A 24232-nucleotide genomic window follows, 5' to 3' on the forward strand; every position below is an offset into this window, starting at 1 on the left:
ATTTACAGTTTAAAGTTAACTTTTGATCTCAATATTTTTTTATTGTAATGATAAAAATAGGTATCGTCAAAACCGTACCTATTAAATACATAGAAAGATTTGCTATCAGCTTCCGGAATCAATTTTTCGTTATAATAAACCCCGTTTTTATCTGAAGTATAATTATTACCATGAATAAAAAAGGTACTAGGGTCGAGTGTGGTCTTTTTCCCATCGTAATACACAAAATTTTTATCGCGAGCATAATGTAAACTATTAAGACCTTCAAAAGACTCAAGGTCTATATCAAAAACAATATTGTCATACAAGGCTTTATTGTTCTTAAATGTAAAATACCGTACATAAGTACCACTATGATTAATATTAGCTAAATCAACCCCTTTAATCTCAAATAAATCTTTGTAGTATAAGGTATGGCCATCAGTAGAATATTTAGAGTCAAGATATTTATATAATTTTCTTTCTTTTGGAGTACTTATATTTTGTCCATATTCAAATATCCTATTCATGGAAGTAACAATTTTATCATTATCTTCCTTTATAATTGTTTCTTGGAGGTCTAAGGTTGCTATAGTTTTTCCTTTGTAGATGAGTTGATTCCCATTAATGGCATAACTGTCATTTATAACTTTAAAATGGTTAAGGTTTGGATTGTCAACAAGAATGTCAAAACCAGAATAATTTATATATATAATTTTATTTCCAAAAGATAAATAGTTGTCTTCAATAATTTTTAAAAGTGTTTCTTTTAAAGGTTTAATACTATGTATCTTATCACCTTCATAAAAAATTGCATTCTTGTCTTCAGTATGGTATTCGCTTAGCACCTTAAACGTGTTAGGGTCAGCATCTATAATTTTTTTATAGGTGTGGTATACATTTTTAGCATCTTTACAATAGGCATCATAATCATTTTTAATAATTGAAAAGGTAGCCGGATCTATTTCATTAACCGGGTTAAAAGTAACCTTATCATCATACTCATAAATTAAATATACTTGATTTTTGTCTTTGGCATAATCATTTGTAAAAACCTCAAAACTTTCTGCATCAATAAATGGTTGTCTTAAGCCATTCATGTAAACATTTTTACCTTTTTCTATAATGGTATTGTTCGAATTAGGAAATGTATATAAAGTAGATAATGAGGCTTTGGTATCCTTATCATATTTGTATTGAACTTCTTCATTTTCAAAAGCTTTTTCTAACTGCTTTTCTAGCTTAAGTTTAAATGCTCTTAAATTATCGGGTTTTATATGTCTTTCATCAACTTTTATAGGAAAAGTTTCACCCAAATAAAATTGATGAAATTTATCTTTAGCATAATGTTGCACATTTGGTATAGGCACTTCAAATGTTGCTACATCAGCCTTTAAGTAATTTGTTCTACAGAGTACATTAGACTTATCTTTAGTGTAATTATAGTTGATATATTCAAAACTAGACGCATCCATTTGATAACAATGATTATTGTTATCACAGATCATGTTTTGATCACCTATAAATTCTATTCTATCTATATCTTTTCTTTTAAAGAGAGTAATGTTTTTAGGACGTATTGGTGTTTTATATCCTTCATTGTAAACATAATTTTTATCTTTAAACATTGTACTATTTACAATCTGAAAAGTTGAAGCATTAGAACCAAATATGGAATTAAATTCCCAATAAATGATTTCATTATCTATACCAATTTTTTCTGTTATTAAATTGAAGTCTTTTGGAGACATACTGCCAATGCCTATATAGCCAACATCACTTTTTACATAAACATCGTTCTTATCAGATATTTGCTCGTTATAGCGATCTCCATTTCCATGTATCTCAAAAGTATTAGCATCATAATTAGTTTTCGCTCCTTTGTAATAAATATTATTTTTATCTTTTGAAAAATATTTATTTTCATACAAAACATCAAAACTATTGGCATCAGCTCCAGTGATCACCTTGTCATAATAATAAACGGTTTGATCTTCTACAACATAAGTCTGTGCAGACAAATTGGTGAAATAGAGTGTAAATAATATTATTTTCAGTATTGTTTTCATTAATATAATTGTTTAAGTTATCAGCTAATTTGCGATAGGCTCTATATTATTAATATCCATCGCCTATATTCAGCTTATGATAGATTATCTTTTTCTTATTTAATATTTCATATTCAATGCCAATACTGTCATTGTTTTTAGTAATTAAAACAGCATTTATAGTGTTAATTTTGTCATATAAACTATGCTTTCTGGGAGCTTCCTTATAATCGGTTACTTCTTCAAAAATTGTTGAATACGCTGGTCTACAAATGTTATGTTCTAGTACTTCATATTGCCTCTCAAAAATAAAAACCCTGGGCGTTGATAATGCGTTATGTCTAGTTACCTCTATTCTAATGTCTTTATTAAGTTGTATTTGCTGGTAATCTCCATTTGTAGTAATATAATTGTACATACCGAAAAATGGAATAGCCATAGGGATAATACTTAAAACGAGTAGGGCAATTATTACATAAAAATAATTTCTAGCACTTTTATTTTTCCAAAAGGTAATTATATAAATTGTAGTACATAAAATCCATACCCAAGCAATAATTTTCTCAGTTAAATATCCATATAATTGCCAATCAGAGAAGTAATTTAAAATTACATTAATTGCAAAAATGAGACAAATAAAATAGTATGTTTTTTTCATATGATATTTTTAACTAAGAAATAATGTTTTTATTCTTCGTTTTAATGAAACTGTAGTATTTATGTATTTCTAATAAAAATATCAGTATCTAAAGATTCGATTTCAAATTTAATTACATTTTTAAACTAGTTATTTTTAATTATAATCATTGTATGCCTTTACAAATTCTATATTCGAATTGTTTTTTATCATAAATTCAAAATAAATAACCTTATTGGACATCCAATGCTCATACTCATTTTCCTCTAAATAATTATCATTAATAATTATATTGAAGGTATTATTACTATTATCAAAATCAATAAAAATTTTATCTAATTCATCATCATTTTCTCGTTCAATTCCAAATACGTTTTTATCAAAATCATAATTTTTGGAGAAATTGAGTTTATTTGATTTTTTTAAAGTATTAATGTTAATGTCCTTAATAAATCTTTTTAAAGACGCATAGTAATTTTTATAATCACTTGAAAAATTCAAATCGTATTCGTATTGTTTTTTTAAAGCTAGTACAGCCTTTTCGGCAAAATCGATATGCATTTTTTCATACTTTTTTATAAGTTTAACATTTTCTTCTTCAATTTTGTTTAAAACAATCTCCACATTATTATTTGGTTGATACCAACCTTGATCGGTAAAATAATCTTCCAACGCTCCATTACCAAATGCAAAGCCTTTTCTAGCAAAAATTTCATTGCGTAAAAGAGCTAGCTTCCATTTACTCATTGGTTTTAAATACGTTTCTGGTATTAATTTGGTATCAAGTTTTATATGAATAAGTAGCATGTTTTTATTAGGATTATACCCGTTATCATCTAGATATAATTCTTTATTTGATTTTGATTCAATTAGCACATTTTGTAATGCATTATAATTTATAAGTTTTTTATTTCCAGTTATGTCTATTCCTTTGCCTATAAAAATTAAATTTTCTAAACCGTTTAATGATTTTAAACTTGAATTATTATGAATATCTAATGCTTTATTTACCTTCTGTAAATTTTCAAATCCAGTTAAATCTGATAGTGAATCGTTTTTTCTAAGGTATATTTCATCTACACTTTCTAAAGTTTTAAATCCGTTTAAATTTGATAACATACTGTTTTCATCAACATCCAAATCTTTTATATAACGTAATGAATTGAACCCTTTGATACTTTGTAATTCAGAGTTATGTTTAATATTAAAATTGCCTACAGATTCCAAGCTGTTAAATCCATTTATTGATTTTAATTGAGGATTGTCGTTGAAATTTATATCATCTATAGTTTTAAGTTTGTCAAAGCCAGAAAAAGATACCAGTTTTTCATTTTTTTGTATTAAAATCTTATCTAATTTAATTATACTATTAGGACCTTTAAAACTTTCTAAAGTTTCATTTGTAAAAAGAAAAAAACCTTTAACATCGGTAAGTTTTTTAAATGAATTCGAAAAATCAATGGACTTAATTTCGCTTCCAATTCCAAATTTATTTATTGATATAAGGTTCTTAAACCCATTCATTGTAGTTAAATGGTTACAACTTAAACTAAGTGATTCACTTATATTTACAATACTATTAAAACCAGTTACTTCATTTAGGTGGTTTCTTGAAAGAACAATAGACTTCTTTATAGCAGTAATTTTATTTAAACCTGTAATCTGTTTTAACGCAATATTCTCAAAAATATAAATACTTTTTATACTATCTTTTATATTGTTTACCCCATTAACGTCATATAATAATGGGTTTTTACTTATAATTAAATCTCCTTTTACAGTAATAAGTTTTTCTACTCCATTTAAATTTGTTAATTCACTGTTTTTTTCAATTTCAAAATCTTCTCCTATGCTCTTTAAAGACTTTAACCCTTTTAAATTTTGAAGCTTTTCATTTTCTTTTATAAATAAAAACGCTCCGATAGTTGTTAGTTGTTCTAATCCCTTAAGGTCTTCAATTAAAGGGTTTGTTGTTATTTGAACCTCTTTACCAACATTTTTAATCTTTCGCAATCCTTTTAAATTTTTAAGATAAGTATTGCTTCTAACCGATAAATATCCATTCTTTACGGTCTTAATATTATGTAAGCCTTCTAAATTTTGAAGTGATAAATTTGAACTAATGGAGAGATGGTTTCCTACAGAAGTGATTCTTGATAATTGAGAGATATCTTGTAGTCTTTTGTTCTTGTATACCTGTAACCCAAGCGGTATGTTTCCAGAAAGATTATTGAGTCCTTCTAGACTGGATAGCATTGGATTTTGAGAAATAGATACGGACCCATTTACCGTTTTTAAGAACTTAAGTTGTACTAAATTTTCAAGATCTGATTTAAAAACATTAAGATCACCATCTATTTGAGTATATTTTCCTTGTAAAAAAGTATCAAAATCTTTAGTATGTAAATCACCTTTCCATACTTTAGAAGTTTGTGCATTTAAATTGATTGTAATTACTAAAAGTATGGCTATTTTTATGAGTTTATTTTTCATTACAAAATGTTTTAACAAGAGAAGCACAAATCCTTCAAATTAGGGGTAGAGCAATTTTCGTTTTGTAAGTTCATTAAAGAAGGGTTAAATCCATTATCTTCGGTATTCCATTTGTCGTATATGTCTTTAGAAATTTCTTCACCTCTAATACCTTCTTTAACTAATGTTTTCTGGAGTGCACAGTAATTATACAAATCAGGATTTTTAATAATTGAAAATTTACCACCTACAAATTGTAAGTTTTCAAGACCTTGTAAGGATATTAGTTTTTCATTATTACTGATGTTTACATCGCCTGTACATTTTTCTAAATTTTTCAGTACTTCCAAGTTATTCTCTTCATAGTTGTCGATAGTAATTGCTCCTTCCACTTCAGTATATTTCCCACTATGAAATTCTTCTAAGTTTTCTGTTATTAAGTCCCCAACCCAAATTTTTTGAGCTTGAGCATTTCCGTAATTAAATAAAATTATTACTATTATAATGAGTTTATAAATTTTCATATTTTGAGATATATCGCTTTTATATATTATTTAGTTATTAAAGTAACTTCTGTTTTTTTATCGTTGATAGTATAAATATAAAAGATTAAGTCGCCATGCACAATACGATTATTATATGCTTTCATTTTACAGGCGTGCTTGAGTTTTATAAATGGCTCGTTTCATATTTGAATAATATACCCTAACTAATTCTATTCTTTCAAAAGTAAAACAGCATGGTTTAATTTTAAGATAGCAATGTATATTTATGGAACCTCAATCAATATTTGTGTTAATTTTATTTTTGGTTTTTAAGAAATACTTCAAAAGTGGTTTGAAAATCTTCGATACTGTTTTTTTCTTCTTTTACAACCGCGTTGTTTTTGTAAACTCTATAGCGTTCTTTGTTATTTATATCTTTATCCCAATAAATACCTTTTTCAATAGTTCCTTTTTTATTGGTTGTTAGTTGACCTGTCAAGAAAGGCTCGTCTTGAGTTACTTTAAAGGGATATTTTAAATTTTCTAAAAACTGATTTAACAATTCAATTGTATTATTTTTTGACACAAAAGTGGAACTGTAAAACATAAAATTACCAATTATAGACATATTGTCATTATAGTTTAAACATTGCTTTTCCTTATCCATTGCAAGGCAATACGTTTGTTGGTTTATTTGGAAAAATTTAAGAATACTATTTGGTTTCAGTTTTTTAAGATTATAATTACTAAAGTAGTAACTAGCCAAATTTGTATCGTGGGCTATAAGGTTAATTATAGTCTCATTATTGTTTCGTGTTACTTCTACTTTGGATATACTATCAGTAATATATGAAAAAATAAGTTTTTCATTGGCTATTTTTATGTGTAGTCTTTTAATGTCACGCATCGATAATATATCCGTATCTACCGCCAATAATTTACCATTTGTAAATTTTCTTGAGATGTAAATGTTTTTATATTTTTCTTTAAGTTCACCATTTACTATTTTTCGATTTTTAAAGGTAGTTTTAATGTCTAAAACTTCCTTATCACTTTCTTGATTGATGTTGTTCTGCAGATCTTGAAAATTCTTAAGTAGATCGTATGAGTATTGTATGGTTTTAATACCGTTTTTATAAAAATCTACCAAAGAAGCATCACTATTTTTTGATTTAAAATATCCATTATAGGGTTTGTTTTCTTTATAGATACCACGGTAACTTTTCTGTGGGTTTTCTGCAATAACAAAAGTGCTATCTACTATTTCTGTTTTTATTTTGGAAGCATCCATAGCTGTTTCCTCATGTTTTGGAGGTGTTCCAGTATGATGCTCATGAGATTTTTCTTGTGCCAGACAGAAATAGGGTGCAAGCAGTATGTTTAGAAATAAACTAGTTTTTATTATAAAACAGTATGTTTCAGTTGAAAGGTGATTTTTAAAATACTTCATTTTACTTTTCATTTTTAATAATGCTACCTTTTTTATATTTTAAAATTCCATCGTCATGATCTTTAGAATAAGCTAAGTAACTATACACAAATTGTTTTTTTTTAATCCATAAAAATTTTTTAAAATTGCAAACGTCATCACCATTAACCGAGCCCCAACCAAAATTTGTGAGGTACATGAAGCTGCCATCTTTAATTTCTTGAAAAAAGTAATTACTACATTCTTGTCCAGGGAAGTGTCCATTTAGTTGAAGGTCATCATAAGCGGATTTAATGATATATTCTGGATTACCAACAGTGGTTAAGGTTTCACCTGTTTTTATAGAAATGGAATAATCACTTGTATGTCCGCCTTCAAAAAGTAGAATTTCTTCTGAGGGATAATATGCAATAACACTATAATCATTACTTTCTTGATTTATTTTTAAGTATTGACCATTGTCTAATTTTAAAGCATCTAGTATGAGGTATTCATTTAGATCATCTAAAGGTGTCCAAGTGGCCTTATTTAATAGTAATGATTTAATTTTTGCGTTATCAGTAACCTCATATCGGTCTGATTTATTTTGAATACTTTTAGCATGGTACGCCTTAAATTCATTTTCAGAAATAGTTTCAATTTCAATAGTAGCCTTATTTAAAGGTTCTAAATATCCATTAAAGACATATACTTCTTTTGAAAAGCCTGTAACACCATTTGTAGAGACAATAAATGGAAAGTCATCATATTTTACTTTGACCCAGTTTCCTTCTATAATTTCTTTGTTTTCAGTTATTGATAGTTTTACTAAAGTAGTTGTAACTAATTCTACAATAGTTCCATAAGGTAGTTTACCTACTTTTTCTGAATCTGCATCAGGTTTTACTCTACAAGATAAGCCATTAACTGCGTTTACAAAGAATTGCTCTTGTGCAAAAGATAAGCTTACAACAAATGTAAAAAGTAAGGTTAATGTAGTTTTCATGTTGTTTTTTATTGTTGGGTTAATGTCTATTATCACAAAGTATCCAAATGGTAGACTGTGTTTTATTTAAAAACCGAATACTTGGACATCCAAAACTAGCAGATGTGAAACCATAAAGTATTGAAGGTTTGTTTTTGAAAATTTCACCTGTCCATTGTGTACCCCATTCTGGTTTTTCACCTTTAATACTTAAAGGCACAAGATATGTGCCTTCAGAAGATATAAATAGATCATTAAAAATCACTTCACCTGTAGTTGAATTTATGGCCACTAGATAGCGAGAATGGTCAACATCATCATCTTTCAAATTTTGAATGTAATAATCGTAATTGTTACTAGTGAATTTGTAAGTTTCTTTTGGTAAAGCATAATCAAACCAAGACCTTCTGTCTTTTTCTACGATTTTAATGTCGAATTTTATAGGAAAATCTTCAACCTCCATAGGTTGCCAAAGTATGGGTTTTATTTTACCTGTTTGAAAGGGGTTTTCTTTACCTATAGACACAAAATTTTCACCTTCAATAGTATATGTTTTTCCTAAGTTAAACCCGAATTCATATTGAAATTCCGATAAATCATCACCAGTGCCACCTGAATCATAGATGTTTACACAAGCAATCAATGGTAAGTTTTTAACTTTATACTTAATGATACTATCTAAATTTAAATTGAAAATAAATACTGTATCTAATTCTGAAATTTTTAATTTTTTTAAGAATTTTAATCTTTGTTTTTTATCAAATGGAATGGTATCCTTACCGATGTCTTTTTGATATAAAATAGTTGGAGTTTCATCATCATAACTGTAATCTTGATAGCTTTCTGACATATTAATAAAACTCTGTCGAGCTCTATTGTTATCTACAAAATAAGGACTAGCGTAATAAATTTTTAACTCTGATTGGGTAAGATGTGAAGATAAAAATGTACTGAATACATAAACTGTATCTAATTCTTTTGCAACACCTAACCATTCACCCTGTATCGTTTTATTACCATCGGTTATTTGATCAAAAACATTGGATTTGTGTACTACCTTGAGTTGTTTGTTTAACAGAAACTTTCCTAAAATTGCTCCATTTGGCGTGTCTCTATAGTTTAAACCAGATTTGGCACTTACGTAATATTCAGTATTTACATTGATAACAGTTGTATCTGTTTGTTGATACATAATGACGTTTGAAGTCATAGCATTAGCATATAGTGATAAAGCGATAAATATAATTGTGAGTTGAATTGATGTTTTCATATTTTGTTTTTATCCTGGATCTTCACTGCTATATTTCATCTTAACAATGAGGTTATTCGCATTATAGAATAACTCGATATAATCAGATTCGCCACCGCCTAGTATAGTAACTGAATTTTCTTCTTGATTTTCATAATTGGCATTTACAAACCGATTCCATTCTTTAACTAGTTTTTTTAGACTAAAACTGAAATCATAATTTTTTGGCTCTTGTTTATCGCATCCCCATCCATCCCCGTCAGTATGTACCTTAAGTGTTAGTACCTTATCTATTTGGTTATTTTTTAACTTTGTAAGTTGCCCATCTGTAGAACCCGTACATCTGTTGTCTTCGTGATAAATTAATATCCATCCATCTGCAAAAAAAGAAGCTAAAGGTTTACCATTTTTAAGCTCTGTAATAAATTTCTCCGTTATTGATGTGCCTTGAGGTTTGTGCTTTTTTTCAGTGCTATCCGTCCCTTTAAATGAAACCATAACCATCAGAAGGCTAATTAACGCAAGTAGAGATAATTTATGCTTTAGTTTGAATAGATTTTTATTCATGATTTATTTATTACAATTATCTCCATAAACTTCTTTCCAGTACCCAGTATTTTCTTTAATTTCATTTTTTAATAGCGTTCTAACTTCTTTTTCTAATGTTTCTTTCTGTTTACCAAAAACGAATTTACTAGAATACATTTCTTCTACTTTAGACACATAATCATTTAATAGTTTCTGATCATTAGCACTATTTGTTACTGTATCTAGAAATTGCATTCCTTTGTGTTCAGCATAGGCGTCTACATAGTCTTTCACATAAATAATTGAACTTCTTAGCGTCACTTTTCCATTATTGGCAACTTTATAGGTTTGTTTTCTAAATCCATAAGGATAAATGTTTTTATTCATTCTATCTCCGCTTGCCCAATAGGTATAAAAAAAAATAGTATTCTCTTTAATTTGATAAGTTCCTAATTCAATATTTTCACTACTGCAATCTCCATCAAAATGGGAGTGGGTATGCGTTATTATTTTCTTATTACTTTTGTAAATTTCTATAAAATCAGCTTGTAATGTATCATTAACGACTGTTTGCACAAATTTAAAATGATGACCATTGATCAGCACTTTTTCCTCTTGTGCAGCAGCATAGGTACAAAACAGAACAAGAAATAATACGTAATAGGCTTTTTTCATAAGTGTTTAACGCGTTTAGTCAATTTTAAATTGCTTATTGTTATTGATTCGATGCATCTGTTTTTTATTTTTTTAAGAGATACGTATTGTCATGCTACGGAAAATTTAATGGATTACTTATTCAATTTTCTGAAATCCATTATCTGTTAATTTCAACTGTATCACGGTTTTCATATTCGCGTAAAATCCAGTATCATCAAGGTAAGCGTAACTATTATAGGATAATATTTTTTTTTCAGAATCATATGTTAACGCTATGGTTTGTGACCTATTTGCTCCAATATATAACTCAGATTTGGTATTGAAAAGAGAATCGCTTTTGTGCAACGTATCCTCTTTTATTTCATAAACTCTAGCAGTACTATAATGTGTTCCGCCGCAACAGGTGCCATTACCAAAAATAAGGTAATATGATTTTTTCTTAATTTTTATCAATTGCAAACCCGTAATAAACACTTCTTCATATCCTTCTGGCTGTTCATCTAGGTCAATAAATTTTATCGAGCCTGAACTTGTTTTAAACTGAGCGTAGGTTTCTGTTCCATGACAGCAACCAAAATCTCTTTCGCTCCAAGAATATGTTTTCATTAAACCATCAGAAGAACGTCCAATACTTACGTGTTTTGATAAACTATCATATGGGTTTGAAAAACTAGTAGTATCTTTTAGGTGATCAATAAATCTTTTTTTAATGAATGAATACATGTAATTGGCCAAGTACATATCTGCTTCATGATATAATTTAAATGAAGAAGATAGTAATTCATCAGAATAATTTTCTTCTACTTGACTAAAAGTATAACTGTTACAAATAAGGAGTAGATAAGCGATATATAAAACTTTGTGCATTTGATGTTATTTTAAGAGCTAATAAGAGTTAGCTCTGTTATATAGATCAAATATATATAGCGATGCTTAAAGTTAAACGGGCTAATGTTGATTCGATAGTTTTCAATACATATTTGAAACTTTTAATTACATCTGTGAAGTGATGTTTTAAAGATGAAAAATGGTGAGTAATATAAAACGATGAAGTCCAAAATTAAGGCAAAAAACTTGATGTTATTCATCAAAAATAAACCACTTTTTTTCCATATAAATTTCATCTATTATGGCTCCGTCTTTTATTATTTCCATTTTTAAAAACGCACCATTGGTTGATTTATATTTTATTTTAAAGTCTTTAATAGAACTCATATCGTAATATGCACCGTATTTGCAATCGAAAATATTATGTTTTACTTCGTCTGTAAAAATTGATATTAGTATCATTTTTTCAGAATAGATACTCATCTCTTTATAACCAAAAATACGATGGTCTTTTTTCATATTTGATAACCCTAATACAGAGCCCATTTTATCAATATGTGCTTTCTCCATAAATTCCGTATCTATTTCCTCAACCATTTTTACGGAACCATTACAAAGATCTCCTTCTTCCGAGCCTGCCAGCCATTTTTTTAAGGTTGTAATGCGGTTATCAGTAAGTCTTTTAAGGTGAATTGCTGTGCACATGGGGTGTACTGAACCATTTAAACGGTTTGGATATTCAGGGTATTTCATTGCCATTTCAGCATCTCGAAATTGAATCCAAATACGTTGTGATTTTTTTAGATTCTGAATAAAAAGTGTGTCTTTATCATATTTTGATAAGATCATCTTATAAATATCATTTAATATCTTATCTGATTTGTTGTATGAGTCATGAGCATCTTTGTTCATTTCTCCCTGAGTTTGAGAAAAACAATTTATACTTATAATTAGAATTAGAAACGATAGTATTTTTTTCATAATTTTATATTTTCGGCATAACAGCTTACTTAAAACTCAAAAATTAACTATTTATTTCTCAGTAAATCAGAAAGTTGGTTTATTTCTAGTACTCCTTCAATTTCACCAGCTTTCACCATAAAAATATCTTCACATAAAATCTCTAAATTATATTTGTTGTCATGAATCAAATACGCGTGCATATTCATAAAGTTCTTTTTATGCTCTGTTTCTAAATTATTGTCAGCTATAAAAATGAGTCCTTTTCTAGGTATTGATACCATCAATTCATCGCAGTCTAGCATTTTATGAGCTTCTAGCATATGCTTTTTACTAAGGATACTTTCTGAAGCAAAAAAAGAAAGTTTAGAAGATAATACTTGATATGGTAATTTCTCATCTATAGGATTCCAAAACTCAAAATTAGCAGCTCTATTGTCTAAGTTTTGTGCTCCTTTTTTTGCAAGCATATTATAATAATCTTCATCTTTAGTCGCTGTTTTAATATGGAGTAGTTGTGAATCACCTTCTTCGTCTAAATTAATATCATCTAATAATACATAGGTAGTGTAGATATTGGCATAAATAGTCTCTCGCTCATGAAAGACAGCGGCAATTTCGTCATTCATATCAAATTCAGTAGTCTCTCCCGAGACTAAGGATGGATATATATTTAAGTCCGAAAGTTTTTCTTTTGTGTCTTTAACTGGTTTTACGGTTGTTTTTGATTGCTGAGGTCTTACGTTAGTTGGCTTTGAAGGGCCAAGTCCTAATATTTTTCTAAAAATGTTTGTCATCGTTCTTTTTTTGATACTTCAAAAATAACTTTGTAACTGCGAACTAAAAGGAGCTAATGTGAATTCGAAGTGTTCTAATGTATATTTGGAATATGAGACTATAGATTTGAATTTTGAAATTTTAAAACCACCAAGCTATTGAAGGATATAGTAGCATCTTAATAGAGGCTTTCTCAATTACTGAAAATTTTGGTATGGCAATCAGAAGCATTAAAGGGATACATGAAATTTTGTTCATTTCTGTTAACTATCATAAATGCTTTTGATTTCATTCAAAGCTAGCCAGTTTCAAAAAATATCCAATCAGTTCTTTATTATTTTCAATATCTTTTTACTGTCTAAATTGTTATAATGAAGTATGTAAGTACCGGCATTAAAATGAGTCATGTCAATGGAAACAGGTTCGTTAATTTGAGTATTTGTAAGCTTTCTTGAATACACTAATCTTGAAGTTACATCGTAAATAGAAATGATTATGTCATTACCTGATGAAAAATTTGTCTTTAATTGAATTATATCAGTTACTGGATTTGGATAAGCAATTAGGCTAAGTTCTTCTTGTGGTTCTATAGAATCTACGCTGAGGGTTGTGCCGTCAGCTGCTATTTGCCAGATGCCTCTTCCCCAGGTACCTGCGGTTAAAATGTTATCTTTTTTATTAAAATCTAAGGAGTTAATAAGAACACCTGGTAATGAACCCACATAATATGGCGACCAGTTTTGGCTTTCTCCATTGATATAAAAATAAACACCAACATCTGTACCCGCATAAATAATTTCACGCCCATCACTAATTTGTGTTACCATGCAATTTACAGGTGTGTTTGGTAAGCCAGTTGATATGTTTAACCAAGATTGTCCACCATTTTCTGAATAGTACATTTTTTCGTTAGCGGTATAACCACTGGCACCAATCCAAATATGATCTTGATTAATGTTGCTAACCTCCAAGGCATCAAAATCATTGGTGACAGTGGGCATTGATGCCGATATATCTATGAAGTCTGGATTAGCGGCATTTAAATTTACCGATTTTATCATTTTATTATTTCTTCCAAGCCCATAAAAAACATCGGTATTTACTTCTGATGTTGCAAAATATTTCCAATAATAATCAAAGTTATCATTAGTTAAATTCTGAAAGTCAATTTCATAAGATTGATTTATATATGCTCTTTTTATATTTTTAGCATCACTGACTACAACATGGTCTATATTATTTCCATTTTCTATATAAGAATCAATTACCGAAAAAGGCATTGAACCCGATTCCATTCTTTGGAAATTCTTATACGCAATCGGGTTGGTTTCATAAATATAAAATAAATTACCTGACATTAAATATGTACGTTCAAATACTTTTGAAGGTGCAATAATAAAGACATCTCCACCTCCAATTCGCTCCTCTAAACCGTTTTGAACTATTGAAGCTCCATTGTCTTGAGTACCAATAATTATTTGATTTGAACTATTTGGTTTTGTAGTTAAACTGTAAATTTGTTTAATAAGCATATTACTAGCTATATCTTTCCAAGTATTGCCTAAATCATCTGTAATGTCAAGTCCACCATCGTTTCCATTAAAAAGTCTATTACCAAAAAAACCTAACTGACGTATGTCTACATGATTTATTTGACTATCTACATTAATTAGGGTTGCCGTATTTTTGTCATATTTAAACGTTCTCAGACTACCAATAAAAAGTGTGTTTTCATCGGTTGGTGATACTGCAATTTGTGCAATGCCATACCGTTGGTTAAAAAATGATCCGTCTACGTTTCCTGTAACTGAAGACAAAGGACGTTTGTCTGTAAGTAGGTTAAAAGAAGCTCCATTATCAATAGATTTATAGATGCCGTGAAATTTTAAATCATCGGTAGTATTGGTATCCATACCCAAAAAATAAACGGCATTTGGGTTAGCAGGTGTAACAGCAATGTTAATGGCAACACCTCTGGTTGAAGTACCAGGAATATTAGTCTTAGACCAAGTTGCTCCACCATCTGTCGATCTATGAAAAATAGCTTCATCTTCTATCACATAAAGTGTATTGTGATCCGCTGGACTTATTTCTAAATCATAAAAACCATAAGAATACAATTTATTGTCCAGATTAATGCGGGTCCATGTTTGTCCGGCATCTACCGTTTTGTAGATATCTTTCCAAAGCATCGCATATAGAATATTAGAATTTGTAGGATCCATAATCAGTTTTCTTGCACTTGAATACACATCTGTTTCATCAAATTGTAAGCCTGTCATTTGCCATGAATTACCACCATCATTGGACACAAAAACACCACTGGTGTGATATTGCGTGCCCCAACCACCATCACCAACAAAAACAAACAATCTCCTGTTATTTGTAGGTGAGTTTGGATCAATAACAATACTAGCCACACCTAACGCTGGTAGGGCATCTGTCAATGGTACCCAACTATCGCCACCATTTACGGTTTTCCATACACCACCAGTATTGGCTCCCGCATATATAATTTCTGAGTTCGCTGGATCAACAGTAAAACAATCTACACGACCTCTATATTTAGAGACTTCATGTGAAATGTTTGTCCATGATAAACTAGCCGACTTTTTATCGGTATTTGTAGTATTTAACGTTTTTTTTATTTCGCTTTGCTGTTTAAAAAAGGCATCACGTGTTTTTGCATTTACATTTACAATGTCGCCATTAGCATCCAATCTATTTTCCATAAATTGCTGCCATCTACTAAATTTTTTCTGGTCTTTTTCCTTTAATTCTGGTTTTAAAACATAAAAATTATTAATGTCATTAAGTATGGTATTATAATTTTTACTGTTACTTTTTTTTATAATATGCTTAAAATTAATCTCATTCTGAGGCACTTCAAGTGTTTTTAAATCAGATTGAGCATATATTGAGAAGGTAAATAGACTGAAAAATAATAGAACGGCTGTTTTCATTTTATTGCTAATTATTAATTAGCTCAAAAATACATCAGAAAAAGTTACATTTAATTTGAAGATGTTGTTTCGATGGATGTCAATCCATATTTGAACTGCCTTATAATATATTTGAAGTGATATGGCAGTGATTAATAAAATTGGAAAGGTATTAATGCATCTATTTGAATAGAATATCAACAACAATTAATTTGTGGCAGAATAAGAAAAGAATAGTATGGGAATCAATAGGTGAAAGAAGCCCAAACCTACTTGTTAAAAAAGGCATTCTCTTCATCAGTTAATAATCGAGAATGAATTAAAAAACGGAGTCCCAAAGGTATTTCTAATGAAAAGCTAGCACCACGACCTTCGGTTATATCAATAGTTAAATGGGTATGTTTCCAATATTCAAATTGGTCTTGATTCATATAGAAATTAACTCCTTCAATGGCACCTAAAAGAATATCACTTTCATCTAAATACAGATCTCCTTTTTCTAAAACCATAGGAGCAGAGCCATCGCAACACCCTCCACTTTGATGGAAAATTAGTTCGCCATGTTTTACTTTTAATTGTTCCAAAACGGCTGCAGCTTCATTTGTAATTGTAACTCTTTTCATGGTATAAAGTTTTAAAAAAAAGGCTGAATTTAATATTCAGCCTTGGCTATAAAAAGGATCTATTAAAAGAAACCCAGTTTGTTTTTATCGTAAGAAATTAGCATGTTCTTTGTTTGACGATAGTAATTCAGCATCATTACGTGATTTTCTCTACCAAAACCAGATTTTTTATAACCACCAAATGGTGCATGAGCAGGATATGCGTGGTAGCAATTCACCCAAACACGTCCCGCTTTGATGGCTCTCGGTATTTGATACAATTGGTGAGCATCACGTGTCCAAACTCCGGCTCCTAATCCGTAAAGGGTATCATTAGCTATTTCTATAGCATCTGCTTCATCTTTAAATTTAGTAACACAAACAACAGGTCCAAAAATTTCTTCTTGAAAAACTCTCATTTTATTGTGCCCTTCAAGTATGGTAGGTTTAATATAAAATCCGTTGGCTAAATTGCCTTCTAGTTTATTGGCAGATCCACCTGTAAGTACTTTTGCACCTTCGTCTTTTCCTATTTTAAAATACGATTGAATTTTTTCATACTGATCATTAGACGCTTGAGCACCTATCATAGTATTTACATCATAGGGATTATCTTGTATAATGGCATTTGTTCTGGCCACAACACGTTCCATAAACGCATCATAAATATCTTCTTGCACCAATAATCTAGAAGGTGCTGTACACACTTCCCCTTGGTTAAAAGCAAATAAAACCGCTCCTTCAATCGCTTTGTCTAAATACGCATCATCAGCGTCCATCACAGAATTAAAGAAAATATTAGGCGATTTTCCACCCAACTCCATCGTAACGGGATTCAAATTTTTAGAGGCATATTGCATAATCAATTGTCCTGTGGTGGTTTCTCCTGTAAAGGCCACTTTGTCTACTCTAGCACTAGATGCCAGCGGCTTACCAGCTTCAGGACCAAAACCATGAACAATATTTACAACACCTGGAGGAAAAACATCGGCAATTTTTTCCATTAATAAGGTTGCCGAAGATGGCGTTTGTTCTGCAGGTTTTAAGACGACACAGTTACCCGTAACCAATGCTGGAGGTAATTTCCATGATAACATTAATAGTGGAAAGTTCCATGGAATTATTTGCCCCACTACACCGAGTGGTTCTTTAATATTCATAGATAATGTATTGGAGTCTAACTCTGAAGCACCTCCTTCTTCTGAACGAATACAGGCTGCAAAATACCGCCAATGATCAACAGCTAAAGGAATATCGGCATTTAGAGTTTCGCGAATCGGTTTGCCATTATCACAAGTTTCAACCAACGCAAATTCTTCTAAATTAGCTTCAATAATATCCGCTACTTTATTTAATAGGGTTGCTCTTTCGGTAGCTGACGTATTTCCCCAAGATTCTTTTGCGGCATTAGCAGCATCTAAAGCCAATTCTATATCTTCTTTTTGTGAACGAGGATACTTTGCAATAAAACTATTATCAATAGGAGATGTATTGTCAAAATATTGACCGTCGAGAGGTGCAACAAATTTTCCATTAATAAAATTGGAATATTTTTCTTTAAATTTTGGTTTCGAATAACTCATAAAAATATTTTTTTAGTGATTAATAATTTGATAATGAATCCATGTAATATTACGGATTTAACATTTTTATAAAGGTATTATTTAGGTATCAGAAATAACTGAACGTATTTATTAATAAATTGAACATATCTACTTTTCTGAATATTTTTTGTATTATTGTGTATGAGTCAGTTATTATATTCACATAAAAGCACCAGAAAACTAACTACATTAGTAGAAAATAGGACTACCTATAATGCGGAATATGCGGAGTTAAATATTTTTGAAACTCATAAAATTGCAGAAAAAGTAAAGCTCACGTTTGATTTTCCTGTTATAGCAAGTATGCTTACCGGAAAAAAAATAATGCACTTAGAAGGATTACCTAGTTTTGAATTCTTTCCAGGTGAATCTGTGGTAATGCCCAGAAATAAACCGATGGTTATCGATTTTCCTATTGCTAGTGAAAAGAATCCAACACAATGCTTAGCATTAGGTATTGACGAAAAGAAAATTAGCGATGTGGTGTTGAATTTTAATAACTATGTAGCTATTGAAAATGAAAATAACAATTGGGATTTAGATGCAAACACTTCACATTTAACAAATAACCAAGCTGTAAATCATTTAGTAGAGCGTTTGGTTTATACGTTTACCAATAATAACAAATCTAAAGATGTATTGTTAGATTTGATGATACAGGAGCTGATTGTACGTTTATTACAGACAAAGGCAAAGGCTCTTATATTAAGTGATACGCAAAATGTATTGAATGACACCAGAATAGGCATGGTGATTCAGTTTATAAAAGAAAACTTAACCAATAGAGATATTACGGTTGATGTGCTGGCGGAAAAAGCCTGTATGAGTACTTCTCATTTTCATAAAAAGTTTAAGAATACCTTGGGTGTTTCTCCAATAGATTATATTAATTCTGAAAAGATAAAATTCTCTAAAAAATTAATAAAGGAAAAGAAAAGTTTTCAGATGTCTGAAATTGCCATAAAGTCCGGATTTAACAATACCAGTTATTTTAACCGTCAGTTTAAAAAGATGGAAATGATGACGCCACAACAGTTTAAAAAATCAATTACGACTTCGTAAGAATTTTGCTTTCTAACACCAATAACGTTTAGAATGGAAGCGTTTATTGTGCCGTTTTAAAATTACCAAATAGTAAAGCTGTAAGTAACAAACCGATTCCAATGCCTATAAAAGATCCTTTTGCTAAATCAGACAATGTTACATATTGTGCTGCTATCTGTGCAGTAGCAATAACTAATAAACCCACAGATAATAAAATTAGAGACTTTCTTTTTGTTGTTTTTTTCATAATAATGTATTAAAAAAAGGTATTTATGGACAGCTGTCTTTTGTAAAAGTAAAAAAAAATTATAAAAATAAAAATAATTCAAAAAAAAATAAACAAAAAAAGGGTAAAGCTTGTGTAATTTTTAAGAATTATATGGGAATGAAAAAAATGACTAATCGAAATTATAATCTCCATTTGCCCATTTTATTGTGGGCTCTATCCATTCGTCTAGCGGTTTAAATAAAAAACCGTGTCCCATTTTAGTGTTTAGTTCAATTTCTTTAAAATGGTTAATGGTACAAGTTGAAGTTTTCTTTCGTGCAAGTGCTGAAACACCAAACGGATCCGACTTTTCGTAAATAGTTAAGATATTTCCGCAATAATTAATTTCGGGAATGTTCTCTAGATCACTAGTTCTAAAACTAGCAATAAACACAAAATTTAAATCGGAGTTTTCAGCCAATGTAGAAACATATTGTGCTATATAACCACCTTTTGAAGTACCCACAACAGTTATTTTATCAGGTGCTGTCCCAAAATTTAGTAAACTATCAATTTGACGAACTACATACAAGGCATAGGTTCTTGCGTTGGTATTTGGGTTTCTTTTTTCAGAAATAACTGTAAATCCACTATTCTCAAATTGAGTTCGTATTTCGGTATATTCGGTTCGTCCATATTCTGGGTGTTTTTCATTAAGTTCATGATCTTCTAAAAAACGGTTGTGTAAGAAAAAAAGATAACGTTCTTCGTTGGTGTCTTGACAGGCAACTAAAGACGAGCAAAAAACAAGGAGATAGAATAGACTGATTTTCATAACGAAGCTTTTAAACGGTGAATGGTTTATTTATAAATTTATAATCCCAAGGTATCCATTTTTTCTTTTTCGTACCTGCTGTCTTCCGCAGGATAACGCAAGGATTTTTCATAGTTACCAGATTCCTTAGCCAAAGACCAGGTTAAGCTTTCGCCAGCAAATTTTGAGGTAGGTATATTTGTAAATACACTATCCTGATACGCTTGTTCTGCGTCTATAATGTGCCAACCTTCTTCTTTAAATTTATTTATAAGATCGTCTAAGAATAGGGCAGAGGTTAAATTATGATGCAGCAATAAGGTGTGATTGATATTTCTTCCGTTGAGTTCGTTGGAAAGCGTTTCATAATAGTTGGCTCGCTCAAGAATATGTTGCACATAAAAGTCTTTGAATTGATTAATGTCTGTTTTTTCAATGCCAACTTCTTTTATTCTTTTTAAAAGGCGTGAATTTACATACCAATCAGAAGCATCAATGGTAACATATCCGTTAGCATAATGGTTCTTGGTCAGTATGTTCCTAATACTATCTACCTTTAAAGGGTTTTGACCTTCTTTTAAATAGGGAAAACGAAATAGTTTAATACTATTACTGAGGTTTGAAATAACGGAATCGGTGCGTTTTAACTCCTTCTCAAATCGTTGAGCGGTATGCTCATCGGAATTGAAATTAGGATGTGTAAACGAATGATTGGCTATACGATGGCCCGCAGTATTCCAGCTATTTAGTAAGAACTGTCCTTTTTCATCTTGCTTGTTTTTACCTGTCACAAAAAACACAGCTTTTAAATTCTCCTTATCGAGATGCGACAAAATCATTTGGTTCCATTCCTTAAAATCATAACCCGCCAAATCAGAAGTAATACCATCATCAAATGTAAAACTTACGGTTGGTTTGGCTTCCGTTACTTTTTCCGCTTGTTTTGGTGTTTCTTTTTTACAGCCTATCAGTAGTATTAGTAAAAAGAACGTAAGTTTTTGAAGTAGTTTCAGTATGAACAAATTAGTTTGGAATTAGTGTAACAGGATTTATAAAAAAATCTATTTAAGTAAATATTTATGTATTACTAATACCTTCTTGTTTTATTTTAATTAGCTGATCAGTCAGTTGGCTCCAAGGTTCTGCATTTAAATATAATTTTTTACAATAATACCATTTGTACCGCAATGTTTTAAAATCAGATTATGAGAATTAAATAAAAAATCTGGCTTATAAAGTATTTCACTTAGTTCAGACTTGTGAATCTTAATCTCTTCTTTTTTAGTTACTATAGAATAAGTCTCAAAAGTATATGTTTCATCCTCAATTTTAATTTGGGTTAATAGTTTTGTGCTGTATCCAATCGAAAGAATAAATACAAAAGCTATTAAAATAAGATGAATGCTACTTATATCGATAAAAAAGTAAATTACAACAAGAGCTAAACTTCCAATAAGTAATTGAATTAGTTTTTGTTTTCTATATCTTTTTATCAATTCCATTTCTTTTTTATTGGGTTGCTAATAGTTTTTCAAGTTTCAAATAACATTTACCACTTTCTCAAGTATATAGTGTGTAGACCCTACAGTTATAGCAATAACTATGATAACCAAAAGCCGTTTGAGTACTTTGTTTTTGCTTTGCATCAATTTCTTTCTTAAGTAAAAAATATCAAATAATATATAAAGTACGGCTATAATACCACCAACGATGGCTCCAACCTGAATCAAAGCCGTTGCATATACCCAATCAAACATTTTCATAATCCCTTTTGAAGGTGGTGGCTTTGGGCCCAATACGATACGCATATGCGTAAAACCAGCCAATAGGCATACGATAGTCCAAATGAGATAGTTTAAAATTCTTTTAAAAATAGTCATCAGTTAGTTGTTCGTTTTTTCTAATGCCGAAGATAAGTCCGTTAGTGTATTAATTACAGCGGTGGGTTCAATGCCCCACGGATCAAAAACGGAGGCGGGAGTACGTTGTATCCAAGCCGACCGCATACCATAAGAAAGTGCACCAAGTACATCAAACGGATTGCTAGAAATTAACCAAGAATCTGCTTTTGAAGAATTCGTTTCCTTATTAAAATGGGTGTAAACAAGTGGGTTTGGTTTAAAAGTTCTAATTTTTTCTACACTTACAATGCCATCAAATTTATTTATAATTTGAGCATGCGTTAACAATTGTGTTAAGGCTTTTTCACTTCCGTTAGAGAAGGCAAATAATTTATGTCCCGCTTGTTTTAAATTATCTAAACCATCGGCAACATCAGAAAAGCTAGGTAAAATGGTATATTCATGCAGTAAAGCTTCCTTTTGGTGGTTCGTTAGGTTTATGGAAAGCTTGTTACAGCTAAAGTTCAACGCATCTTTAGTACACACGGAAAAATCAGTATAGGCTTCCATTAATCCTCTTCTAAAAGAGTATTCTAACTGTTTATTTCTCCAAGTTTCCATAAATAATGTGGCTTGGTTGCCAAATATTTGCTGTAAGGTGTTAAAAACGCCTGAGGTGTTTATCAATGTTCCGTAAACATCAAATGCTAAGGTGTATTTCATAAGGATATAATTGTTTTTTTCTATTTTACAACCATAGAGGTTATGCTTGGTTTTGTTCTAAGTTGACCATCCAATTAATGCCAAATTTATCGGTTAACATACCAAAATAGGAACCCCAAAACGTGTTTTCCATAGGCATTGTTATTTGACCACCTGCAGAAAGTCCTTTAAATAGTTTATCGGCTTCCTCTGTATTATCTGGGATAATTGAAACTGAAAAGTTATTTCCTTGTACAAATTTTGGTCCCCAATCACCAACGGTATCACTGCCCATTAAAATGGTTTTGCCGATTGGTAAACTCACATGCATAATTTTGTTTTTATCTGTTTCAGAGACTTTATAACCGTCTCCTTCCGGCATTTCTTCAAATCGGCCCAAGAAAGTGAATGTACCACCGAAAACGGATTTATAAAAGTTAAATGCGGCTTCACAGTTGCCTTCAAAGTTTAAATACGTGTTTATGGTAGCCATCTTTTTTTTGTTTTAAAGGTAGTGAAATTGTAGCTTATTAGGAATAGTACTGTAAATTAACTCTTTATTATTTCAGTTGAGATTGTTTAACTGTTTTTATTTTTTTAGATCAATAATTCGCTGTGTTAGCACATAGCTACCATCTCCTTTTTGATGTGGATTTATAATTAAAAAATCAAGCCTTTTAATTTTTTTGTAGGCATTTATGTCGATGGTATATTTATTATTTACTATAAAAAAACGTTTCGATAAAAGGTCAAATTCTTCATCTTGTTTTTTTATTCCATTATATTCGGCAACCGAAAGAAGCTCATCTATTTTAGTTAATACGCCAAGTGTAATTTCTGAACCGCTATTCAAAAACCAAGATTCATAAGGGCCTGCTTTAAATGCTACGTTGTTGATTTTTACTATAAATTCAAATGTTTTAGTAGAATCAATTATCGGGAATTGGTACAATTCACCATTTTTTTCTCCGGTTATTTTATTTCCATCTACAAGTATTGAAATTTCTGAAGCTTTAATTTTCTTTTCTGTATTATTCTTGAAAAAATGTAATGTATGGTTCGAAAATTTCTTTTGACCATAGCTTAAAAGAAATGAGATTGAAAATAATAGGGTTAGCAAAACGGTTCTCATAAATAGCTCAACTTAAAATAGACCACAAGATAAAATTAAATTTTTAAAACTATTTGTGGTTTATAATTTTAAAGACGTAGAAACTGTTTGATAGTTCTCATCAACTATATTATCAATAACTATGAACGAACAGTAGCTGAGGCTATTGTCATGCACACAGAAGATTTTTTAATTATCTTTTATTTTGTTTATTATATTTAGTTCAAAAAGCGTCTTTTTGTTTGAAATAAATAAAAAAGAATTAGGTAATATAAGCAAGAATTTCCGACCTTTAAAAAATGTTATTTGAGCAGAAAAATATGCCAAATAGTTTTGTGAATTTGAATTTGT

At 30.1% G+C, this 24232-nt stretch carries 24 protein-coding genes; 1 reads left to right on the top strand and 23 read right to left on the bottom strand.

What is annotated here, in order from left to right; translation table 11 throughout:
• Positions 1-2: 2 nt before the first annotated feature.
• The 15 genes from JBL43_RS16465 to JBL43_RS16535 all read right to left on the bottom strand — a co-directional run bounded on the left by JBL43_RS16465 (position 3) and on the right by JBL43_RS16535 (position 18140).
• The gene (locus tag JBL43_RS16465; protein ID WP_198842498.1) at positions 3-2048 is read right to left on the bottom strand and encodes a DKNYY domain-containing protein; all 2046 of its coding nucleotides are present in this window, start codon (positions 2046-2048) and stop codon (positions 3-5) included.
• Between the two features lie 49 nt (positions 2049-2097).
• Complete coding sequence (locus JBL43_RS16470; protein ID WP_198842499.1) at positions 2098-2685, bottom strand: hypothetical protein; 588 nt, start codon at positions 2683-2685, stop codon at positions 2098-2100.
• A gap of 135 nt (positions 2686-2820) precedes the next feature.
• A complete protein-coding gene (locus JBL43_RS16475) occupies positions 2821-5157 on the bottom strand; it encodes a YARHG domain-containing protein (RefSeq protein WP_198842500.1) in 2337 nt (778 codons plus the stop codon).
• Between the two features lie 11 nt (positions 5158-5168).
• Entirely contained in the window at positions 5169-5660 is a 492-nt protein-coding gene (locus JBL43_RS16480) for a hypothetical protein (protein ID WP_198842501.1), read from the bottom strand.
• 277 nt (positions 5661-5937) lie between these two features.
• Positions 5938-7071, bottom strand: coding sequence for a hypothetical protein (locus JBL43_RS16485; protein ID WP_198842502.1), 1134 nt, complete (start codon positions 7069-7071; stop codon positions 5938-5940).
• A gap of 1 nt (position 7072) precedes the next feature.
• A complete protein-coding gene (locus tag JBL43_RS16490; RefSeq protein WP_198842503.1) occupies positions 7073-8035 on the bottom strand; it encodes an SH3 domain-containing protein in 963 nt (320 codons plus the stop codon).
• A 19-nt stretch (positions 8036-8054) separates the two neighbouring features.
• Entirely contained in the window at positions 8055-9284 is a 1230-nt protein-coding gene (locus JBL43_RS16495) for a hypothetical protein (protein ID WP_198842504.1), read from the bottom strand.
• Between the two features lie 9 nt (positions 9285-9293).
• Entirely contained in the window at positions 9294-9830 is a 537-nt protein-coding gene (locus tag JBL43_RS16500) for a hypothetical protein (protein ID WP_198842505.1), read from the bottom strand.
• Between the two features lie 3 nt (positions 9831-9833).
• A complete protein-coding gene (locus JBL43_RS16505) occupies positions 9834-10466 on the bottom strand; it encodes a hypothetical protein (protein ID WP_198842506.1) in 633 nt (210 codons plus the stop codon).
• A 117-nt stretch (positions 10467-10583) separates the two neighbouring features.
• Positions 10584-11315, bottom strand: a complete 732-nt coding sequence (locus JBL43_RS16510; protein ID WP_198842507.1) for a hypothetical protein — start codon at positions 11313-11315, stop codon at positions 10584-10586.
• A 213-nt stretch (positions 11316-11528) separates the two neighbouring features.
• Complete coding sequence (locus tag JBL43_RS16515; RefSeq protein WP_198842508.1) at positions 11529-12257, bottom strand: lysozyme inhibitor LprI family protein; 729 nt, start codon at positions 12255-12257, stop codon at positions 11529-11531.
• Between the two features lie 47 nt (positions 12258-12304).
• Positions 12305-13033 (bottom strand): hypothetical protein, encoded by a 729-nt coding sequence (locus JBL43_RS16520; RefSeq protein WP_198842509.1) that lies wholly within the window; start codon positions 13031-13033, stop codon positions 12305-12307.
• Between the two features lie 303 nt (positions 13034-13336).
• Positions 13337-15976, bottom strand: a complete 2640-nt coding sequence (locus tag JBL43_RS16525; protein ID WP_198842510.1) for a T9SS type A sorting domain-containing protein — start codon at positions 15974-15976, stop codon at positions 13337-13339.
• 248 nt (positions 15977-16224) lie between these two features.
• Positions 16225-16578, bottom strand: a complete 354-nt coding sequence (locus JBL43_RS16530) for a DUF779 domain-containing protein (RefSeq protein ID WP_198842511.1) — start codon at positions 16576-16578, stop codon at positions 16225-16227.
• Positions 16579-16640: 62 nt separating this feature from the next.
• A complete protein-coding gene (locus tag JBL43_RS16535; RefSeq protein WP_198842512.1) occupies positions 16641-18140 on the bottom strand; it encodes an aldehyde dehydrogenase family protein in 1500 nt (499 codons plus the stop codon).
• 162 nt (positions 18141-18302) lie between these two features.
• On the opposite strand from JBL43_RS16535, the gene JBL43_RS16540 reads away from it, so the two are divergent.
• On the top strand, positions 18303-19223 hold the full coding sequence (locus tag JBL43_RS16540; protein WP_198842513.1) for an AraC family transcriptional regulator: 921 nt from the start codon (positions 18303-18305) through the stop codon (positions 19221-19223).
• Positions 19224-19266: 43 nt separating this feature from the next.
• On the opposite strand, the gene JBL43_RS16545 is transcribed toward JBL43_RS16540, so the two are convergent.
• The 8 genes from JBL43_RS16545 to JBL43_RS16580 form a co-directional block, all read right to left on the bottom strand.
• Positions 19267-19452 (bottom strand): hypothetical protein, encoded by a 186-nt coding sequence (locus JBL43_RS16545; protein ID WP_198842514.1) that lies wholly within the window; start codon positions 19450-19452, stop codon positions 19267-19269.
• A 151-nt stretch (positions 19453-19603) separates the two neighbouring features.
• Entirely contained in the window at positions 19604-20248 is a 645-nt protein-coding gene (locus JBL43_RS16550) for an alpha/beta hydrolase (RefSeq protein ID WP_198842515.1), read from the bottom strand.
• 38 nt (positions 20249-20286) lie between these two features.
• The gene (locus JBL43_RS16555) at positions 20287-21249 is read right to left on the bottom strand and encodes a polysaccharide deacetylase family protein (RefSeq protein WP_198842516.1); all 963 of its coding nucleotides are present in this window, start codon (positions 21247-21249) and stop codon (positions 20287-20289) included.
• Positions 21250-21375: 126 nt separating this feature from the next.
• Positions 21376-21729, bottom strand: coding sequence for a hypothetical protein (locus tag JBL43_RS16560; RefSeq protein ID WP_198842517.1), 354 nt, complete (start codon positions 21727-21729; stop codon positions 21376-21378).
• Positions 21730-21765: 36 nt separating this feature from the next.
• The gene (locus JBL43_RS16565) at positions 21766-22107 is read right to left on the bottom strand and encodes a hypothetical protein (RefSeq protein ID WP_198842518.1); all 342 of its coding nucleotides are present in this window, start codon (positions 22105-22107) and stop codon (positions 21766-21768) included.
• 3 nt (positions 22108-22110) lie between these two features.
• The gene (locus JBL43_RS16570) at positions 22111-22791 is read right to left on the bottom strand and encodes a haloacid dehalogenase type II (protein WP_198842519.1); all 681 of its coding nucleotides are present in this window, start codon (positions 22789-22791) and stop codon (positions 22111-22113) included.
• A gap of 40 nt (positions 22792-22831) precedes the next feature.
• Positions 22832-23263: a VOC family protein gene (locus JBL43_RS16575; protein WP_198842520.1), complete on the bottom strand. Its 432-nt coding sequence runs from the start codon at positions 23261-23263 to the stop codon at positions 22832-22834.
• 96 nt (positions 23264-23359) lie between these two features.
• A complete protein-coding gene (locus tag JBL43_RS16580; protein ID WP_198842521.1) occupies positions 23360-23902 on the bottom strand; it encodes a hypothetical protein in 543 nt (180 codons plus the stop codon).
• Positions 23903-24232: the final 330 nt, after the last annotated feature.

Source organism: Aureibaculum flavum, assembly GCF_016406085.1.
Taxonomy (GTDB): Bacteria; Bacteroidota; Bacteroidia; order Flavobacteriales; family Flavobacteriaceae; genus Aureibaculum; species Aureibaculum flavum.

Coding starts and splice junctions, on each gene's coding strand:
- JBL43_RS16465 (WP_198842498.1), bottom strand. CDS start 2,048: ATGAAAACAATACTGAAAATAATATTATTTACACTCTATTTCACCAAT.
- JBL43_RS16470 (WP_198842499.1), bottom strand. CDS start 2,685: ATGAAAAAAACATACTATTTTATTTGTCTCATTTTTGCAATTAATGTA.
- JBL43_RS16475 (WP_198842500.1), bottom strand. CDS start 5,157: ATGAAAAATAAACTCATAAAAATAGCCATACTTTTAGTAATTACAATC.
- JBL43_RS16480 (WP_198842501.1), bottom strand. CDS start 5,660: ATGAAAATTTATAAACTCATTATAATAGTAATAATTTTATTTAATTAC.
- JBL43_RS16485 (WP_198842502.1), bottom strand. CDS start 7,071: ATGAAGTATTTTAAAAATCACCTTTCAACTGAAACATACTGTTTTATA.
- JBL43_RS16490 (WP_198842503.1), bottom strand. CDS start 8,035: ATGAAAACTACATTAACCTTACTTTTTACATTTGTTGTAAGCTTATCT.
- JBL43_RS16495 (WP_198842504.1), bottom strand. CDS start 9,284: ATGAAAACATCAATTCAACTCACAATTATATTTATCGCTTTATCACTA.
- JBL43_RS16500 (WP_198842505.1), bottom strand. CDS start 9,830: ATGAATAAAAATCTATTCAAACTAAAGCATAAATTATCTCTACTTGCG.
- JBL43_RS16505 (WP_198842506.1), bottom strand. CDS start 10,466: ATGAAAAAAGCCTATTACGTATTATTTCTTGTTCTGTTTTGTACCTAT.
- JBL43_RS16510 (WP_198842507.1), bottom strand. CDS start 11,315: ATGCACAAAGTTTTATATATCGCTTATCTACTCCTTATTTGTAACAGT.
- JBL43_RS16515 (WP_198842508.1), bottom strand. CDS start 12,257: ATGAAAAAAATACTATCGTTTCTAATTCTAATTATAAGTATAAATTGT.
- JBL43_RS16520 (WP_198842509.1), bottom strand. CDS start 13,033: ATGACAAACATTTTTAGAAAAATATTAGGACTTGGCCCTTCAAAGCCA.
- JBL43_RS16525 (WP_198842510.1), bottom strand. CDS start 15,976: ATGAAAACAGCCGTTCTATTATTTTTCAGTCTATTTACCTTCTCAATA.
- JBL43_RS16530 (WP_198842511.1), bottom strand. CDS start 16,578: ATGAAAAGAGTTACAATTACAAATGAAGCTGCAGCCGTTTTGGAACAA.
- JBL43_RS16535 (WP_198842512.1), bottom strand. CDS start 18,140: ATGAGTTATTCGAAACCAAAATTTAAAGAAAAATATTCCAATTTTATT.
- JBL43_RS16540 (WP_198842513.1), top strand. CDS start 18,303: ATGAGTCAGTTATTATATTCACATAAAAGCACCAGAAAACTAACTACA.
- JBL43_RS16545 (WP_198842514.1), bottom strand. CDS start 19,452: ATGAAAAAAACAACAAAAAGAAAGTCTCTAATTTTATTATCTGTGGGT.
- JBL43_RS16550 (WP_198842515.1), bottom strand. CDS start 20,248: ATGAAAATCAGTCTATTCTATCTCCTTGTTTTTTGCTCGTCTTTAGTT.
- JBL43_RS16560 (WP_198842517.1), bottom strand. CDS start 21,729: ATGGAATTGATAAAAAGATATAGAAAACAAAAACTAATTCAATTACTT.
- JBL43_RS16565 (WP_198842518.1), bottom strand. CDS start 22,107: ATGACTATTTTTAAAAGAATTTTAAACTATCTCATTTGGACTATCGTA.
- JBL43_RS16570 (WP_198842519.1), bottom strand. CDS start 22,791: ATGAAATACACCTTAGCATTTGATGTTTACGGAACATTGATAAACACC.
- JBL43_RS16575 (WP_198842520.1), bottom strand. CDS start 23,263: ATGGCTACCATAAACACGTATTTAAACTTTGAAGGCAACTGTGAAGCC.
- JBL43_RS16580 (WP_198842521.1), bottom strand. CDS start 23,902: ATGAGAACCGTTTTGCTAACCCTATTATTTTCAATCTCATTTCTTTTA.